The organism is Occallatibacter sp. (assembly GCF_035317045.1).
Taxonomy (GTDB): domain Bacteria; phylum Acidobacteriota; class Terriglobia; order Terriglobales; family Acidobacteriaceae; genus Telmatobacter.
In genome coordinates, this window is the sequence record NZ_DATHHT010000019.1 from 44503 (window position 1) to 62540 (window position 18038).

The window sequence follows — 18038 nt, forward strand, 5'->3', positions numbered from 1 at the left end:
GCAGTCCTCGGGTAAACTGGAAACTGCATGATCCTCCCGTTTGTCCGCGAAATTTTCGCGGAACTGGAGCAGTCCTCCTCCTTCGACCGCGTTCGCAGGCACCTCTCACTCGGTGTCGGTCGGCGACGTGTGTCCGGACTCACGAATACTGCACGGTCTCTTTACCTTCCGCTGCTCGCTCGTGCCGCCAAACAGCCCGTCATCGTTGTTGTTGCCGACAACAAGGCGGCTGAGGCGCTGGAGCCAATGCTCCGCGCCGGCTGCGACCTTACCGGGGCCATCGATCCCGACCGGGTGGTTCGCCTGCCTGCGCACGACGTGCTTCCGTTTGAGAATCTTTCACCCCACCCCGACGTGCAGGAGCAGCGTGCGGCCGCGCTGTTCAAACTCGCGACCGGAGCCGTGGCGATTCTGATTGCACCGGCGGAGGCCGCCGCGCTTCGCCTGTTTCATCGCGATTACTATTCGAGCCTCGCCGTTACCATACGCCGCGGCGAAGAAATTGACGTCGAAGTCCTCACCGCGCATCTCGCCAGCGTGGGCTACACCCAGATGGATCTCGTCGAAATGCCGGGCCAGTTTACGCGCCGCGGCGGAATTCTTGATGTGTACTCACCCGAGGCCGATCGCCCAATCCGCATCGAATTCTTCGGCGACGAAATCGAAACAATTCGCAAGTTCGACCCCGAGACGCAGCGCTCGCAATCCGGCCTTGACGAAACGCAGCTTCTGCCGCTGACCGAAACGCCGGTGACCGAACACTTGCTGGCCGCCGTGCACGCGCGCCTGAGCAAGCAGAGGGTGCAGATCACTGATGGTGCGAGCGAGGACGAAGAAGAGATGGCCATCGAAGCGGAAGCCGCCGGTGGCGTCAGCGTCTTTCCCGGCTGGGAGTTCTTTTCCTCCGTCGCAGGAGCCGATCACCACTTGCTCAACCTGCTGCCGCGGAGCGTGCTCTTTGTCGAAGAGCCTGCCATGGTGCGCAACCAGATCGACCGCTGGTGGAGCAAGGTCGAGCAGCGCCATGAACGCTCTGGAATCGGTTCGCTCATCCGGCCTGAAGATATTTACCTGCGCCCTGAAGTTCTCGAGAGCCTGCTTGAATCGCACCATGGGCTTGATCTCGATCAGCTTGGCGCTATCGACGTGCTCGAAGAAGACTCGACGCTCGGCGAAATCGCGGTCAACTCGCGGCCAACTCTGCGCTTTCACGGTTCCATTCCCGCGTTGGTGGATCAGATGAAGAACCTGATGGCTGCCGAGCAGCGCATCGTTCTTGCCGTTCCCACACAGGGCGACGTCGAGCGCACGGCGACGATGCTGCGCGAATACCAGGTGCCGTATCGATTGGGAAGCCGCGTTGTCACTCACGGATCGGAACTCGAAGAGGCTAGTTACCTTGCCGGCGACATGCGCGTGCCGGTCATCGTACGCACACACATTGCCAGCGGGGTCAGCTTTCCCAATGCCAACCTGATTCTGTTCGGCGCGAACGATATGTCGGACGACGCCGACATCACGGCGCGCCCCGAACCCAAGAAATCGAAGACCGCTGCGTTTCTCTCCGACTTTCGCGATCTCGCTATCGGCGACTATGTTGTCCACGTAGAGCACGGCATTGCGCAGTACCAGGGCCTGAAAGAGATTGTGCAGGACGGGCTTTCCGTCGAGTTCATGATTCTCGAATTCGCTGAGCAGGCCAAGCTGTACGTTCCTCTTACGCGGCTCGACCTGATCCAGAAATACCGCTCCACCGATACCGGGCCCGCGCCGGTCCTGAACAGGCTTGGCTCACAGCAGTGGGTCAAGACGAAGGCGCGCGTGAAGAAGGCCATGCAGGATATGGCCGCCGAACTGCTCAAGCTTTACGCGCAGCGCCGCACGGCGGAGGGCAACGCCTTCTCGCCCGACAATGATTTTCAGCGTGAGTTTGAAGATTCCTTCGACTACCGCGAGACTGACGACCAGCTCACCGCGATCAGCGCCGTCAAGCAGGATATGGAGGCGACCACTCCGATGGATCGCCTGCTGTGCGGCGACGTGGGCTACGGCAAGACCGAGGTCGCGATGCGCGCCGCTTTCAAGGCCGTGCAGGATGGGAAGCAGGTCGCAGTGCTTACGCCCACTACGGTCCTTGCTTTCCAGCATTACGAGACATTCAAAAAGCGTTTCTCGCAGTTTCCCATCAACGTCGAGATGATTTCGCGCTTCCGCACACCGAAGGAACAGAAAGTCATCGTCGAGAAAATTGAAACAGGCAAGGTGGACATTCTGATTGGCACCCACCGCATTTTGTCGAAAGACATCAAGTTCCAGGACCTGGGGCTGCTTGTTGTCGACGAAGAACAGCGATTCGGCGTGCGTCACAAGGAGCGCCTGAAGCAGCTTCGCAAGGAAATCGATGTGCTGGCCATGAGCGCGACGCCCATCCCGCGCACGCTGCACATGTCTCTTGTGGGCCTGCGCGATATGTCGGTGATCGAGACGCCGCCCAAGGACCGCATGGCGATTCAGACCGTCGTCGCCAAGTTCGACGAGAAGATTATCCGTCCTGCCATTGAAGTCGAACTCGAGCGCGGAGGCCAAGTCTACTTCGTGCACAATCGTGTCGAGACCATCTACGAGATCGCCTCGCGCATCCAGGAACTCGTGCCCGGCGCGCGCGTTGTGGTTGCCCACGGACAGATGGGCGAGAAGGATCTGGAATCCGTGATGCTTGCCTTCATGCATCACGAGTTCGATGTGCTGGTCGCGACTACGATCATTGAAAACGGGCTCGACATTCCCTTGGCGAACACCATCATCATCAATCGCGCCGACCGCCACGGCCTGAGCGAGCTCTACCAATTACGCGGGCGTGTAGGCCGGTCTAACCGTCGCGCCTATGCGTACCTGCTGATTCCGCCGGAGCGCGAACTAACGGACATTGCGCGTCGTCGGCTCGCAGCGCTCAAAGAATTCTCAGATCTAGGTGCAGGCTTCAAGATTGCCGCCCTCGATCTCGAACTGCGCGGGGCAGGGAACATGCTGGGCGGCGAACAGAGTGGCCACATCGAGGCTGTCGGCTTTGAACTGTACACGACAATGCTCGAAGCCGCCGTCAAGGAACTGAAAGGCGAAGGCGGCGAAGAGCGTCCATCGACGCAACTCAATCTCGGCATTGCATTGCGGATCGACGAGAGTTACGTCGCGGAAGAGAATCAGCGCCTGCGCCTGTACAAGAAAATTGCGGGCGCCGAAAACGAAAAGGCCATCGCCGACCTCCGCGCGGAGATGGAAGACCGTTACGGCGCGCTGCCCGACGCAACGGTCTACCTGCTCGAAGCCGCGGCCCTGCGTTTGGAGTGCGAACGCCTGGGCATAGCGCAGGTCGACCGCAAACGCACCGAGTTGCAGATTCGATTTACTGAGAAGGCCGCCATCGATCCGCAGCAGCTGATGCGGCTGGTGGCCCGCAACGCCAAGCGGGGAGCGCAGTTCACGCCGCAGGGACTGTTGAAGTTCCCGCTGGCCGCCACCCGCCCCGACGATGTATTACTGGAGATTCGCGACTTGCTTACTAAACTCGCGCCCGATGTTGTTACCGCATAGTTCACAATCAATACACGAGGGACCGTGAGAAAACTTGTCACTCTTTTTGCTTTAGGAGCTTGCATGACATTTGTCGCCGCACACGCCGAAAACCAAACTGCGAAGCAACAGTTTCAGCGTGTCTCCGATGATTACTTCGACCAGGTCTACTTCCCGAATCAACCCTCGGGCGGAACGATCGCTGGCTACCACCAGTACGACAGTATGCTCGAAGACTTCTCGCGCCCTCACGTCGACGCTGCAGTCGCGGCTCTGCACGAATTTGAAAAGCGCGTCAGCGCGATTCCCGCTGCATCGCTGGACCAGACGACGCGCGGCGATCGGGAGATGGTCCTGGGCGACATCCGCTCGCGGCTGCTGACGCTCGAGACGATACAGCCGTGGGCCAAGAATGCCGATGGTTACTCCAGCACCTGCGCCGGCTCTGCCTTTGTTCTGATGGAACGCAAGTTTGCCCCGGCCGATGATCGTCTCCGATCCCTGATTGCCCGGGAAAAGAAGATGCCCGGCCTCATTGCCGAAGCGCACACGAACCTCGAGAATCCGCCGCGTATCTTCACCGAGATCGCCATCGACCAACTCCCCGGCATCGTAAGCTTCTTCGAGCACGACGTACCCGACGCCTTTGCCGATGCACACGACCCCGCACTCAAAGCCGAATTCGCGCAGACCAATGCGGCCGTTATCGTAGCACTCAATGACTATCTCAAATGGCTGAAGACCGATCTTCTGCCGCGCTCCAACGGCGACTACCGCATCGGCGCCGATGCCTTTTCAAAGAAGCTTCTCTACGACGAAATGGTCGATGTGCCGCTCCCGAAGCTTCTCGAGATCGGGTACGCCGACCTGCACAAGAACCAGCAACGCTTCGCCGAGGTGGCCAAAGAGCTCGAGCCCTCCAAAACCCCACGCGAAGTTCTCGAAGAGTTAGGCAGCCAGCATCCTGCTCCAGATCAGTTGATCCTCGCTTTCACTGCCACTTTCACCAGCCTTCTCGATTTCATTCGTGCCCACCACATCGTGACCATTCCTTCGGATGTGCGCCCGGTTGTCGAAGAGACGCCGCCCTTCATGCGCGCAACCACGCAGGCCAGCATGGATTCGCCGGGGCCATACGAAACGAAGGCCACTACCTCGTACTTCAATGTGACGCTCCCGGATGCCTCCATGGCGCCGGCGGAAGTTGAGGGCTATATGCACTCCTTCAATATCGGCACGGTGATTTCGACGGCAGTCCACGAGGCTTACCCCGGCCATTACGTGCAATATCTTTATTCGCTCAAGGCGCCTAGCCGCGTGCGCAAAATCCTGAGCGCGACCACCAACGTCGAGGGCTGGGCTCACTACACTGAGCAGATGATGCTCGACAACGGCTATGGCCAGCCGGGCTCAGGCGCCAAAGACGAGCGAGAGGCGAAGTTTCTTCGCCTGGGCCAGCTCCAGGATGCGCTGCTGCGCAACGCGCGCTTCATTGTCGGCATCCAAATGCATACAGGGAACATGACTTACGACCAGGCCGTCGAATTCTTCCAGAAGGAAGGCTACCAGCCCAAGGAGACCGCTGCGGTGGAAGCCAAGCGCGGCGCGGGCGATCCCACGTATCTCTACTACACGTTAGGCAAGCTTGAGATCATGAAGCTGCGGGCAGACCTCCAGAAAAAGCAGGGTGCTGCCTTTTCACTGCAAAAATTCCACGACGAATTTCTCAGCCAGGGTTTTCCACCAATCAAGATCATCCGCGAAGCCCTGCTTGGCGACGATTCTCCGACACTTTGAAACAGCGTTGGCCAATACCACGAATGAGCTAGAGCCCCACTGTCAATGACCGATGGAAAATGAAAATTGGGCCGTGCCTGGTCCCCACGGTAGCTTTGAACCGTTTTCCTGGAGATGCGATGAGCGAGCAAGTACGGAAAGTAGTCTTCCCCGCCGGCGGCCTGGGCACACGTTTCCTCCCGGCAACCAAAGTAATTCCCAAGGAAATGCTGGCTCTGGTCGACAAGCCCATCATTCAGTATGGCGTTGAAGAGGCCGTCGCTTCCGGTATCGAGCACATCATCATCATCACAGGGCGCGGAAAAGGCGCCATGGAAGACCATTTTGACAACAGCTTCGAACTCGATGCCACCCTTGAGCGCCGTGGCAAAAAAGAATTGCTTGCTGTTTCACGCGGCGTCTCTGCGCTGGCCCGCGTCAGCTATGTGCGCCAGCGCGAACCTCTCGGCCTGGGGCATGCGGTGCTTTGCGCCAAGGAACTGGTGGGAAACGAGCCATTCGCGGTAGTTCTGCCCGATGATGTGATCGATTCTGAAGTGCCATGCCTCAAGCAAATGATCGACGTGTTCAACGAGCGTGGAGGTTCAGTGATTGCCACGCAAACGGTTGAGGGCCCCGGCATCTCCGCATATGGCGTATTGGCCGGCTCACCTGATCCGGACGATCCGCGCATCTACAACTGCACCGGTATGGTGGAGAAGCCGAAGCTCGAAGACGCGCCGTCGAAGCAGGCCATCATCGGACGCTACGTACTTACCCCGCGCATCTTTGAATTGCTGGAGCAGACGACGCCCGGCGCCGGCGGCGAGATTCAGCTGACTGACGGCATCAAGGCGTTGTTGAAAGAACAGCCAGTATTCGGCTACACCTTCGAAGGCAAGCGCTTCGATGCCGGAGACAAATTCGGCATGCTGCAGGCGACGGTGGAGTTTGCGCTGAAGCGGCCCGAGTTCGGCGATAAGTTCCGCGAATATCTGAAGAGCCTGCCTCTTTGAGCGGAGCTAGCTTGACGCTCGTGAAGCCGGATCGAGGATTGCTAACTCCGCCAACTCCGCTAAACACAAGCCGCAGAGCGGCTGCTTACTCCGCTAGCTCTTCCACTTGATATTGCAGCCGACCGAGGCGCGTTGATCGGTCCCCGGCTTTTCACCATGCAGCACCGCATCCATCGCTGCGCGCAGGTCGTTGCCAGTTACGGGAACGCCGTTACTAGGCCGGCTCCCGTCGAACTGTCCGCGATAGACCAGTTTCAAGTCCTGTTCGAACAGGTAAATGTCCGGCGTGCACGCAGCTTTGTACGCGTGGGCGACCTGCTGCGATTCATCGTAGAGATAGGGAAATCTGAAGCCGAATGTCTGCGCCTGGCGCTTCAATCCTGCCGGGCTGTCATCGGGATAACTTTCCGCATCATTGCTGCCGATGGCCACGATGCCCAGCTTGCCAGCATAGTCTGCGCCCAGCGTGGCCAGCCCCTTCTCGATGTGCTTCACAAAGGGGCAGTGCGTGCAGATGAACATCACGAGCAATCCTTTCTGCCCGCGAAAATCATCCCGCCGTACAGTCTCGCCCGTCACCACATCAGGCAGTGCGAAATCCGGCGCCGTCGTTCCCAGTTCCAGCATCGTTGACTCAGTCAATGCCATTGAATCACTCCAGAAATTCCATCGTGCAACAACCCGCTAACTTCGTAACTCGCCAGGCCGCAAAGCGGCGCTAACTCGCTAATCTGCAAACTAACTCCGGCAATCAGCCGCGCAATGGCGTCATTTCCGCTAACTCCGCTGACTCAAAACAACCCCGGCTGCCGTCTCGGCATATCCACGCCGAAGTGTTCGTAAGCCAGCCGCGTCGCCACGCGTCCGCGCGGCGTCCGATCCAGAAAGCCGATCTGGATCAGGAATGGCTCGTACACTTCCTCGAGCGCATCTTCCTCCTCGGCTAAAGTTGCCGCAAGCGTTCCCAATCCCACCGGGCCGCCGTCGTACTTTTGCATAATCGTCAGCATCAGCCGGCGATCGATCTCGTCGAATCCGTGCGCATCCACTTCCAGCAAAGTAAGCGCCGCGTTGGCCGTTGGGAGATCGATGTTCCCCGTTCCGCGCACCTGGGCGAAATCCCGTACACGCCGCAACAGCCGGTTCGCAATCCGTGGCGTCCCACGCGAGCGCAGCGCGATCTCCGCCGCGCCATCGGCGTCAATCGGCACTCCCAGCACCTCCGCCGACCGCTCCACAATCACCTTCAACTCATCCTCTGTATAAAACTCCAGGCGCAGCAGGATGCCGAACCGCGACCGCAGCGGCGAACTCAGCAATCCCGGTCGCGTGGTCGCACCAATGAAGGTGAACGGCCTGATCTCCATGACATGCGTGCGCGCCGCCGGACCCTGCCCGATGATGATGTCGAGTTTGTAGTCTTCGAGGGCGGTATAAAGCTTTTCTTCGAGGACGGGCTGCATGCGGTGGATCTCGTCGAGAAACAGTACCTGGCGCTCGCGCAGGTTTGTCAGAATCGCCGTGAGGTCGCCCTGAATCTGAAGCGCGGGACCCGAAGTCTGCTGAAACCCCACGTCGAGTTCATTGGCGATGATGGTGGCAAGCGTTGTTTTCCCTAATCCGGGCGGCCCGAACAGCAGCACGTGATCCAGGGCTTCGCCGCGCGACTTTGCGGCTTCGAGCGCGATGGCCAACTGCTCCTTGGCTTTCGTCTGGCCAATGAACTCTTTCAGCCAGCGCGGCCGCAATTTCAGCTCAAAATTCTGTTCTTCCTCAGCGCGCGAGGCGCTTACCAGCCGTTCCGGAGAGTTGTCGGGCGCAATCGCCATCCTGCCAGCAGTGTAGCGGTTGCAGGTCCCCCAGGTAAAACGGCCAAGCCGGCGCAAAATTCGCCAGCTCGCCCGCCTTTGAGCGGCACTTTACCGCAGCGAAAACTACAACGGCTCCATTGCTGCCAACTGTTCGCAATTTAGCAAGTTACGCGCGTAACAATTCAGGCTCTCCCACCCAAGATTGCTATTGATTCGCCGCTTGAAAGTGCCGTATCCTTGGGCCACCTCTCAAGAGGCATGTTGTCGTGTTTACTCGGTTCTTTCACGAAGTGGAGAGCTTGGCGGGTAAAGACTTGTGTGGCTGTAGAGCCCAGATGACGTCTTTGCGCAAGGTTGCAGCCTACTGAGCCTACACGAGAGATCGTCCTGTCTTAGGCAGGGGACTGCCCCAGGGTACTGGGGGTCGTTGGAATTGCAGGTTGGCCAAAGCTAAGGGGGCCAACTCGGCGGAGACGCCAGGAGATTCGAATGCGTTATCGTTCTTTGTTAGGTGCCTTGTTAATTACTGGCGTATTGATTCCAATCACCAGCTGCATCAGTTCTCCATCGCTGACTTCGATTACCGTTTCTCCGAGCGTGATGAACTTCGGTGGGCCCGGACTCCACACTCAGCTGACCGCCATTGGAACCTATACGCGTCCGAATCACGCGCCGGTCACCAGAGATCTTACGAGTCAAGTGAATTGGGCGAGCGCGACACCCGAGTGCGTCACCGTGAGCAGCAGTGGGTTTATTGAATCGCAGCAGAACATTTGTTCGGGCATCCTGATCACGGCGAGCTCGCAGGGGTTTCACGGCATTATTCAGGGCTCCATGACCGTCAATGTGACCCAGCCGGGAGCCGCGGGAACCGATGTGACACAGGTGCTTATATCTCCCGCCAACCCCGCTCCTATAGCGGTTGCCGCAGTGGAACAATTTGCAGCAAGCGGATTCACGGGTGCGGGCAACCCAGTTACCTTAACGAATCCCGTGTCGTGGACGTCAAGCAATACCGGCGTAGCAACGATTGACCAAACGGGTCGGGCGACAGCCGTTGCAGCAGGCTCGACCACCATTACAGGCGCTTATACAAATCCAGACGGCAGCTCGGCGATCCCGGGGACAGCGATCCTTTCCGTGCAGTAATTGTTCTGGCTCCTGCTGAATCACCAGTCACGAAGACGTTTTGATGAAAGCCGCCCGCAAATGGGCGGCTTTTGCTTTTTGGGCGCAAATGCGTTACGCGTCAAGAGACGAAACGCCAAAGATGGATCGAGAGATGCCGGCGTGCTGTCGCCTGCGAGACGGTCAACCCGTTCGGGTCTGGGCATTTAGACTGAGACAGTCTGCTGCCGCACGAAATGACCCATCGATTCGCCCGCCTTCGCCGCTTCCACTTCAACTTCCCGCAACGGATCGCGGCGGGGTTCCTCGCGCTCTTTCTCATGCAAGGCTTTTGGATTACGGGACATCAGACGCTGTCTGACCGCGACTACCAGTACGCGCGCTGCGGCCGCGAAACCTGGGAGAAGCCGTCGCCATTGGCCGGCTACTACACCTCCTGCGGCAACATCCGCGACGGCATTCTTGCCTACCGTGTGGCGGGCCTGCCTCTCACCGTCAATCTGCTCTTGCAGCGTGGTTTCGATCTTTTCCGCAAGCCCGAGGATCGCGTCGTCCAGGCCTCCGCAGGGCAGGGAGGCGCGGAGTTGAGCGTCTGGGAACTCCGTCACCAGATGACCCATGTTCTCCTGCTGCTGCGTCTTCCGTTTCTCGCATGCGGTTGTGTCCTCGGAGCGGGCTTGTGGTGGGTCACGCGGCGCCTCTACGGCAACACGGGCGGATACGTTGCCCTGGCGCTGTACTGTTTTTCGCCTCCCATCCTGAAGGCATGCGTCTCGCCCAATCCTGATATCTTCGCGGCTCTCGGCGTCTACGGCGGAATCTATACCTGCATCGGTGTCGCGCATGCCATGCAGGGCCCGCGCCGCAAATGGCGCCCGCGGATCATTCTGCTTACGCTCCTCTTTGGAATCGCGGCTGCGGCGCACATCGCAGCATTGCCGGTTGCTGCGCTTCTGGGCCTCGCGCTCATGATCTGGATCGCCGAAGGCCGCCGCAGCCAGCTGCTTCCTGTTGTGCTTCTGGCATCCGCCGGCGCACTCCTGTTGGTCTTCGCCTGTTACGGCTTCTCGCCCGACGCCTTCAGTTATGTCTTCCGCTCCGCCTCAGGGTTTTTGTCAGTGTCGCTGGATTCTGCGCGCCATTTCTTCTCGACATTTTCAAACGCAGGAACCGTTATTGCGGCTGCTGCTGCCGCGCTGCTGTACCTCGGCGTTCGCCGATCGCGCTACTTCGGCAATACCGCTCCACTCCTATGTTTTCTGGTCCCCGCAGCACTCGTCACAACCGGCGTGCAATCGAGCCCATGGCTATGGTCGCTGCCATTTCTCATTACCTTTATTGGCGGAGTCTTTGCCGACGGCTTCGAGTCGCAGCGCGGAAAGTTCTTTCTGGTAGCCGCAGCCTCCCTGGTTGCCCTTCAGATCATCGTGTGCATTATGAGCTTGCCGGGCCTGATCTGATCGTTGCGCGTATACTCCCGGCGTTCTTTATCTTATGGAGAGCCGAGGTCTCGATGAACTTCTCGAAACTTGCTTCACAACTCAGACGAATTCTCCGCATTGCGGAGATGTCCGTGTTGGTGTCCGCCTTCGCATGCGCGCTCGCCGCGCGCCAGCTTCCGTCGGATGCTTCCGCACTTTCCGCAAAAGGCGAGGCATCGGCAACCGAGGCTCACTACGTTGGCTCTGAAACCTGCAAGAGGTGCCATCTTGCCGCCTACAACGGCTGGAAAAAGAGCCGGATGGCCAACATCCTTCTCGACCCGCGCCAGCATCCTGAAGCTGTGGTCGGCGATTTCTCAAAGCCCGATCCCGTTCGCTCCTTCACCCTCGACGACGTCGCCTTTACCTACGGCGGCCGCTTCAAGCAGCGCTATTTCACCAAACGAGGAGACGACTACTATCCCCTTCCCGCGCAATGGGACGTCCAAAAGCAAAAATGGCTTCCCTATCACGTCGAAGCGGGTGCGGACTGGTGGGTGCCGTTCTATGGTCCCACTAACTTCGATCGCCCAACCGGCCCGACGTGCGACGGATGTCACTCCGTAAACTACGACATCCGCACGAAGCAAGTTACGGAGTGGAATGTCGGTTGCGAAAAATGCCACGGTCCCGGAAGCAAGCATGCCGCGCATCCCACGCGGACAAACATCGTCAATCCCGGCAAACTCGACTTCGTTCGCGCCAACGACGTTTGTATTCAGTGCCACAGCCAGGGTCGGCCGCTCAACAATCCGATCAATGGACGATACTACGACTGGCCTGTCGGATTCACTGCGGGAAAACGACTCGCGGACTACTGGCAACTCGAGGAAACCAAGCCCGGCGTTACGAACTTCTACCAATTTGCCGACCTTACCTCGCACAAAAACCGCATGCAGGGCAACGACTTCGTCCAGAGCAATATGTATCACCGCCAGATCCGCTGCTTCGACTGCCACCAGGTTCATAGCAGTGCGGTTTCCAATCTTCCATTGAGCGGCAATGCCTTGTGCCTGGGCTGCCACACGCGTCAGAATCCGGCGGGGCTGCACGGTACCGTGGCAGAACACACGCATCATGCAGCCAACAGTACGGGAAGCAAATGCACGGCGTGTCACATGCCGCGCATCGAACAGACCATCAAGGACAACTACGTTGCCGCGCATACTTTTCGTTTCATCACGCCCGTCGAAACCGAACAATCCGGCATTCCGAACCCCTGCGTTTCATGCCACAAGGACAAATCGAATGCCTGGGCAAAACAGGAACTTGCAAAGTGGACCACCACGTCTCCGTGGCGTGTAGCGGAGTGATTCCCACCCCTCTGGACAACCTCTTTGACGCACCGGAAATTCGCAAGGGAGAGCGCGTTTCCGGGTGCGCTTGGAGGGGCTAAAATCCAACCGGATTCAGTCCGATATAAATATAATGAAATATTGCATTTAGAGGGTCTGGTGAGCCTTGCTGAAAGGGCTCTTCGCGGCGTAAAATGAAGTTGTAGCCCGCGAGATTCCCGGCCCAGCATTTCTGGTACTTTTTGCCGCCTCTCCGACGGGAATAGCGGTTCTCCAATTTGGTGCAAAAAGGAGACCCGGCAACGCTGAGTGTTCTTTCTTAAAGAAAGGACACAGAGCACACTTTCAAAAACTCCACTGTGAATTGGAAAACCGCTCTAAAAAACCTCTATGCCCGACGATCAGAACCCCCAGCTCCCTCTTGATGGCGGAACCCCACCGCGCGAAGGCAGTCTCATCTCGATCAATATCGAAGAGGAGATGCGCCGGTCGTATCTCGACTACTCGATGTCGGTCATCATCGGGCGCGCTCTCCCCGATGCTCGCGACGGCCTCAAGCCCGTCCATCGCCGTGTGCTCTACGCCATGAGCGAGATGGGCCTCGAGTACAACAAGAAGTACACCAAGTGCGCGAAGGTTGTCGGACAAGCGATGGGTGTCTACCATCCCCACGGCGACTCCGCGATTTACGACACGCTGGTGCGTATGGCGCAGCCCTTCTCGCTGCGTTATCCACTCATCGATGGCCAGGGCAACTTCGGCTCCGTCGATGGCGATCCACCCGCTGCCATGCGTTATACCGAGTGCCGTTTGGCGCGCATCGCCGGCGAGCTGCTCGCCGACATCGACATGGAGACCGTCGACTTTGTCCCCAATTACGACGAGTCCACGCAAGAGCCATCAGTCCTGCCCTCGCGCATTCCCAATCTCATCGTCAATGGCTCCAGCGGCATCGCCGTCGGCATGGCCACCAACATTCCGCCGCACAACCTCACCGAGGTTGTGAATGCGACGATCGAGCTGGTCAAGAATCCCAAGGCCGGCCTGATCGAAATTCTTCAGCACGTCCAGGGACCCGATTTTCCCACCGGCGGATTCCTCTACGGCAAGAGCGGCATCGTCAACGCCTACAAGACCGGCCGCGGCCGCTTCATGATGCGCGCCAAGGTGGCCACTGAAAACCTGACCAAGGAAAAGCTGGCGATCATCGTCACCGAAATTCCCTACCAGGTCAACAAGTCCAAGCTGATCGAGCGCATCGCCGAACTGGTCACCGAAAAAATCATCGACGAGATCAGTGACGTTCGCGACGAGAGCGATCGCGACGGCATGCGCATCGTCATCGAGCTCAAGCGCGCCGCGCAGCCCGAGATCGTGCTCAATCAGCTCTACAAGCACACGCAGATGCAGGAGAGCTTCTCCATGATCTTCCTGGCCGTTCTCAATGGCCAGCCCAAAGAGTTTCCGCTCGACGAAGCAATCCGCGCTTTCATCAATCACCGCATCGACGTGGTGCAGCGCCGAACCGCCTACCTGCTGCGCAAGGCCCGCGAGCGCGAACACATTCTCGAAGGCTACAAGATCGCGCTCGATAACCTCGACATGGTCATCAAGATCATCCGCGGATCGAACTCGCGCGCCGAGGCTCGCGAAAACCTGTACACGTGGGGCAAGGGAACCGAGATTATCGTCAGTCTCGAGCGCGAACGCCTGGCCACCGAGGAGCGTGGCCTTTCGCTCAAGCAGGTTGATGCCATTCTCGAACTGCAGCTCTATCGCCTCACGCAGCTGTCGGTCGACGAAATCCTGAAAGAATTGCAGCAGAAGCGCGAAGAGATCGCCGAATACGAATCGATCCTCGCCAGCGACAAGAAACTGCGCAACGTCATCATCAAGGAACTCGAGAAGGTTCGCGACCAGTACGGCGACGCACGCCGCACGCAAATCGTCGATGAGTCCGCCGAACTCCAGCTTGAAGATCTCATCGCCGACGAGCAGGTCGCCGTCACCGTAAGTCACCAGGGCTACCTGAAGCGAACACCTATCTCCATCTATCGTCAGCAGCGCCGTGGCGGCACCGGCCGTACCGGCATGAAAACGCGCGAAGAAGATTTTGTCTCGCAGCTCATCATCGACTCGACGCATGCCTACCTGCTCTGCTTCACCAACACCGGCCGCGTCTACTGGATCAAGGTGTACGAAGTTCCTGATGTGGGCGCCGCAGGCAAGGGCAAAAGCATGCAGAGCCTGCTCAACCTGCAGCCCGGCGAAAATGTGCGCGCCATCCTGCCCGTTCGCGATCTTGAAGAAGAAGGGAAGTTCATCTTCTTTGCCACGCGCAATGGCGTGGTGAAAAAGACCCCGCTCAAGGATTTCTCCAACGTCATGTCGCGCGGCATCATCGCCATCGCCATCGAAAAAGATGATGATCTGATTTCCGCGGGACTCACCAACGGCAAGCAGACAATCTTCCTCGGCACGCGCGATGGAATGGCCATTCGTTTTGATGAGGAGTACGATCCCGAACGCAATGGCATTGGCTTGCGGCCCATGGGGCGCAATGCTGCGGGCAATCGCGGAATCTCCCTCAAGAAGGGTGACTACGTTATCGGTGCGGCCATCACCGATTCCGATCCTACCCGGGACAAAGAACGCGACGAGTGCGCCGCTAAACTGAACCTCACAAAAAAGCTCACTGAGTTGCGGAATGCTCTGGAAAAGGCGAAAGAGCAGCTGCAGAAAGCCAGAGAGGAACAGCGCACAGCGCCGAAAGAAAGTGAGTCTCTGAACACAGCGGTCAAGACCGCGGAAAAACGTCGTGATGACGCCGAGAAAGATCTGAAAGAGTTTGACGTGAAGCTGTGCGTCAGCAAGTCGCTTATCTTGACCGTTACTGAAAATGGATTCGGCAAGCGAACGGATGTAGACGAATATCGTTTGACCGCCCGAGGCGCCCAGGGAGTGAACAACCTGAAGGCCACACCCAAGGTAGGCAAGTCTGCGTCAATCCTGCTGGTCAACGAAACCTCGGAGCTGGTGGTCATCAGCCAGTGGGGCAAGATCATCCGCATCGACACAAAGACGGTTCGCGCAGCCGGCCGCGCCACCCAGGGCGTCCGCCTGCTCAACCTGGAAGACGACGACAAGGTAGCTGCCGCCGTCATCATTCCACCCGATGAAGTGAACGGCAAGGAAGACGAACAAGGCACGTTGATCCAGTAGCCTGCTCACGCGAACAAACCTGGGTGCCCCAGGTCTCTCTTCTGAGACCTGGGTTTTCCGCCTCTATCTGGTTGCCCCCTCAGGTCCGGGCTCCACGAAGAGGTCTTCGTAGTGTGGGGTGGAGATCTTGCGTCTGAGTTTTGGTTTCACCTCTGCTACAAGCGTTGATGCCAACGCCTCGTTTCTCCTCAGCATCACATCATTACTCGACGAGGGTTTTCCAAGTCGATTATCCGGCGATCTCAAGAGATTAAACTACGCCAAATGAGGCACATGCTTTATACGTCAAACGCGCGATGGCAACCGCTCCCGGGGAGGCCGGCGCAAAATGCGACTTATCAGACAAATACGAACCACTATCAGTACTCCAAATCGAAGCTGCTGCGTCTTACACTAGTGGTGCTCAGGTTTCTCCGCGTACCCCTCATGGTGCGCACCGGATTTTTAGCTATTTTGCTGGTTATGTTCGTTGCAATCTCTGCCAGCGCGGCGCGCATCGTGCCGACGCGGCCGCGTGCACATGCAACTATCAGTAAATCGACGCCGCACCGCTCCCGTCGCTCGCTCCAGCCTGCTCCAACCGACACTCGACGCCAGGTTCACAAATCAGCGGGGACTCATGCTCAGCGCACCACGAGCAGCCGACATGCCCGCCCCTCCGGTTCGATGCATCGCACACGCAGTTCCGCCGGACGTCCGGCGACCCTGAGGCGCGCGCGCTACCACAGCTATCGCAGCAAAGCGCACCTGGTTCCGCGGGCAGCAGATCCCGTGTCCACTTCAAGACGTGTATCCGAAGAACCGAACGACTCCGCGGCTACGGCCATCGATTCAGCTGAAGTGTCTGCTGCCAATCCCCGCCGCATTGACAATTCAGTTCCCCACCAGGACTCAACGCCTCGCACAACGGAACCTTCAGGGCAAGTAAGCACAGCCCCCGACGAAACTGACACGCTGCCGGCTCCCGGCACCGACCCTTCGGTCATGGCCTCGGCAGGAAACCCGCTTGCCGCGCCACGCGAATCCCGCGCTCTCATATCGAGCGCTTCAGGCCAGGTGGCCGAACTCACACGCCCACCGCTCTTCTCGGGTCGCGTTTCAAGTTATTCGCTTCGCGGCACCCACGACTCCCTCGTCCGTCAGAACGAGCGCTCTGAGGACGAAAACCTCGAGCGCATTGAAAATGACACAGACCTGCAGGATCGCATCACTCGCGGATTGCTGGTGCGCGTCCCCGAGTCATCCGCTCTCGCTGTCAATCCTGCTTTGCCTGACAACCGCCGCTACTGCCGACCCTGGACCGCCGACTTTCTCACCGACCTTGCGCGTGCGCACCGTGCCCAATTCCATACGCCGCTCATGGTCAGTTCCGCCGTTCGCACCGTTGAGTATCAGATGCGCCTGATGCGCATCAATGGCAATGCAGCCGACGCTGAAGGCGACATCGTCAGTCCGCATCTCACCGGCGCCACCATCGACATTGCCAAGTCCGGCCTCTCGCGCCATGAACTCGATTGGATGCGCCGCCAGTTGCTTGCCTACCAGAACGCCGGCATCATCGATGTGGAAGAAGAATTCCACCAGCGCTGCTTCCACATTACTGTGTACAGGAACCACGGTTCCGGATCGCAGTCAAGCCGGTCTCCCGAGGCCGTTGGCGCGGCGGCGCCCCCCGGAATGGATTCGCAGGACACGCCTTCCCCGGCCAGCACCAGTCCAGACAATCGATAATTCCTGCACCTGCGCAGAACCGTCCTCTAAATTCATTCCGAAATTGCACCGGACGCGCTACAATCGCGTGCGAGCGCAAATCCTCCGTGCGCTCGACTCGGTGCTGTCTTTGCGCAGGACTCTGAAGTCTCCTCGCCGAAGACTTCGCCGCCATACAGGGATTCTCAATGATCTTTTCGAGAGGCAAATCATGACTGATCAGGTAGTCCAACCAACGGGTGAAGTTACTCCGGGTCTCACGCAAATGGAGCGCTTTGTTGATACTTTTACGGCGCCGTCCAAGACTTTCACCGACATTAAACTAGGCCACAAAAGCTGGTGGCTGCCGTTTGTCATTTACGTCGTACTCGGCTTTGCCTTCTACGGCGTTGTGAACGCCAAAGTCGGCATGCGGCAAGTAAGTGAGAACCAGATCAAGCTCAGCCCAAAAGCTGAAGATCAGATGGCGCAGTTGACGCCCGAGCAGCGCGAGCAACGGATGAAGATCTCCACTGCGATCACGCAAGGCATTTTTCTGGGAGGACCAATCGTTCTGCTGATCATGGGAGCGGTTATCTCGGTGGTTCTCCTGGGAACGATCAACTTCGGCTTCGGCGGCAAGGCCAAGTTCGGGAGCATTTTCACCGTTTGGATGTATGCGATGCTCCCCTCGTGCATAAAAACGATCCTCGGCATTGCGGTACTCCTCGCGGGCACTGCACCGGATTCGTTCAACATCAAGAATTTTGCACCAACCAACCTGGGTGCATTCTTGAATCCGATCGATACCAATGCGGGTCTCTATAGTCTTGCGACCTCGCTCGATGTCATCACCATTTGGTCGTTGGTTCTGGTGGGGATCGGAACGGCGATCGTAGCAGGAACCAAGCGCAGTTCGGGCTATATCGCATCCTTCGGATGGTGGGCGCTCCTTGTGATAGTCGGCGCGGGAATTGCCGCTGCATTCGGTTAATTCCAGGCAATGCCAATGGCGCATATCGCAAGATATGCGCCATTCAGGTTTGATGA

At 58.4% G+C, this 18038-nt stretch carries 11 protein-coding genes; 9 read left to right on the forward strand and 2 right to left on the reverse strand.

Going from position 1 to position 18038, the window contains the following annotated elements:
* Window positions 1–27 precede the first annotated feature (27 nt).
* From mfd to galU, 3 genes are all read left to right on the forward strand, one after another.
* Complete coding sequence (mfd, locus tag VK574_RS08695; RefSeq protein ID WP_472799448.1) at window positions 28–3591, forward strand: transcription-repair coupling factor; 3564 nt, start codon at window positions 28–30, stop codon at window positions 3589–3591.
* 63 nt (window positions 3592–3654) lie between these two features.
* On the forward strand, window positions 3655–5367 hold the full coding sequence (locus tag VK574_RS08700; protein ID WP_472799449.1) for a DUF885 domain-containing protein: 1713 nt from the start codon (window positions 3655–3657) through the stop codon (window positions 5365–5367).
* A gap of 119 nt (window positions 5368–5486) precedes the next feature.
* Window positions 5487–6362, forward strand: coding sequence for a UTP--glucose-1-phosphate uridylyltransferase GalU (galU, locus tag VK574_RS08705; protein ID WP_472799450.1), 876 nt, complete (start codon window positions 5487–5489; stop codon window positions 6360–6362).
* Between the two features lie 93 nt (window positions 6363–6455).
* Here the strand turns inward: galU and VK574_RS08710 are convergent, their stop codons facing one another.
* Both VK574_RS08710 and ruvB read right to left on the reverse strand, forming a co-directional pair.
* Window positions 6456–7010 (reverse strand): thioredoxin family protein, encoded by a 555-nt coding sequence (locus tag VK574_RS08710; RefSeq protein ID WP_472799451.1) that lies wholly within the window; start codon window positions 7008–7010, stop codon window positions 6456–6458.
* Between the two features lie 143 nt (window positions 7011–7153).
* Complete coding sequence (gene ruvB, locus VK574_RS08715; protein ID WP_472799452.1) at window positions 7154–8191, reverse strand: Holliday junction branch migration DNA helicase RuvB; 1038 nt, start codon at window positions 8189–8191, stop codon at window positions 7154–7156.
* A 471-nt stretch (window positions 8192–8662) separates the two neighbouring features.
* Between ruvB and VK574_RS08720 the strand changes: the two genes are divergently transcribed.
* From VK574_RS08720 to VK574_RS08745, 6 genes are all read left to right on the forward strand, one after another.
* Entirely contained in the window at window positions 8663–9322 is a 660-nt protein-coding gene (locus VK574_RS08720) for an Ig-like domain-containing protein (protein ID WP_472799453.1), read from the forward strand.
* A 215-nt stretch (window positions 9323–9537) separates the two neighbouring features.
* Window positions 9538–10761 carry a glycosyltransferase family 39 protein gene (locus VK574_RS08725; RefSeq protein WP_472799454.1) on the forward strand — a complete coding sequence of 408 codons (1224 nt, stop codon included), beginning with the start codon at window positions 9538–9540 and terminating at the stop codon, window positions 10759–10761.
* A gap of 53 nt (window positions 10762–10814) precedes the next feature.
* The gene (locus VK574_RS08730; protein ID WP_472799455.1) at window positions 10815–12095 is read left to right on the forward strand and encodes a cytochrome c3 family protein; all 1281 of its coding nucleotides are present in this window, start codon (window positions 10815–10817) and stop codon (window positions 12093–12095) included.
* A gap of 372 nt (window positions 12096–12467) precedes the next feature.
* Complete coding sequence (gene gyrA, locus VK574_RS08735) at window positions 12468–15299, forward strand: DNA gyrase subunit A (protein ID WP_472799456.1); 2832 nt, start codon at window positions 12468–12470, stop codon at window positions 15297–15299.
* Window positions 15300–16070: 771 nt separating this feature from the next.
* Window positions 16071–17030: a DUF5715 family protein gene (locus VK574_RS08740; RefSeq protein WP_472799457.1), complete on the forward strand. Its 960-nt coding sequence runs from the start codon at window positions 16071–16073 to the stop codon at window positions 17028–17030.
* Window positions 17031–17220: 190 nt separating this feature from the next.
* Window positions 17221–17982: a Yip1 family protein gene (locus tag VK574_RS08745; RefSeq protein ID WP_472799458.1), complete on the forward strand. Its 762-nt coding sequence runs from the start codon at window positions 17221–17223 to the stop codon at window positions 17980–17982.
* The last annotated feature ends 56 nt before the right edge of the window (window positions 17983–18038 follow it).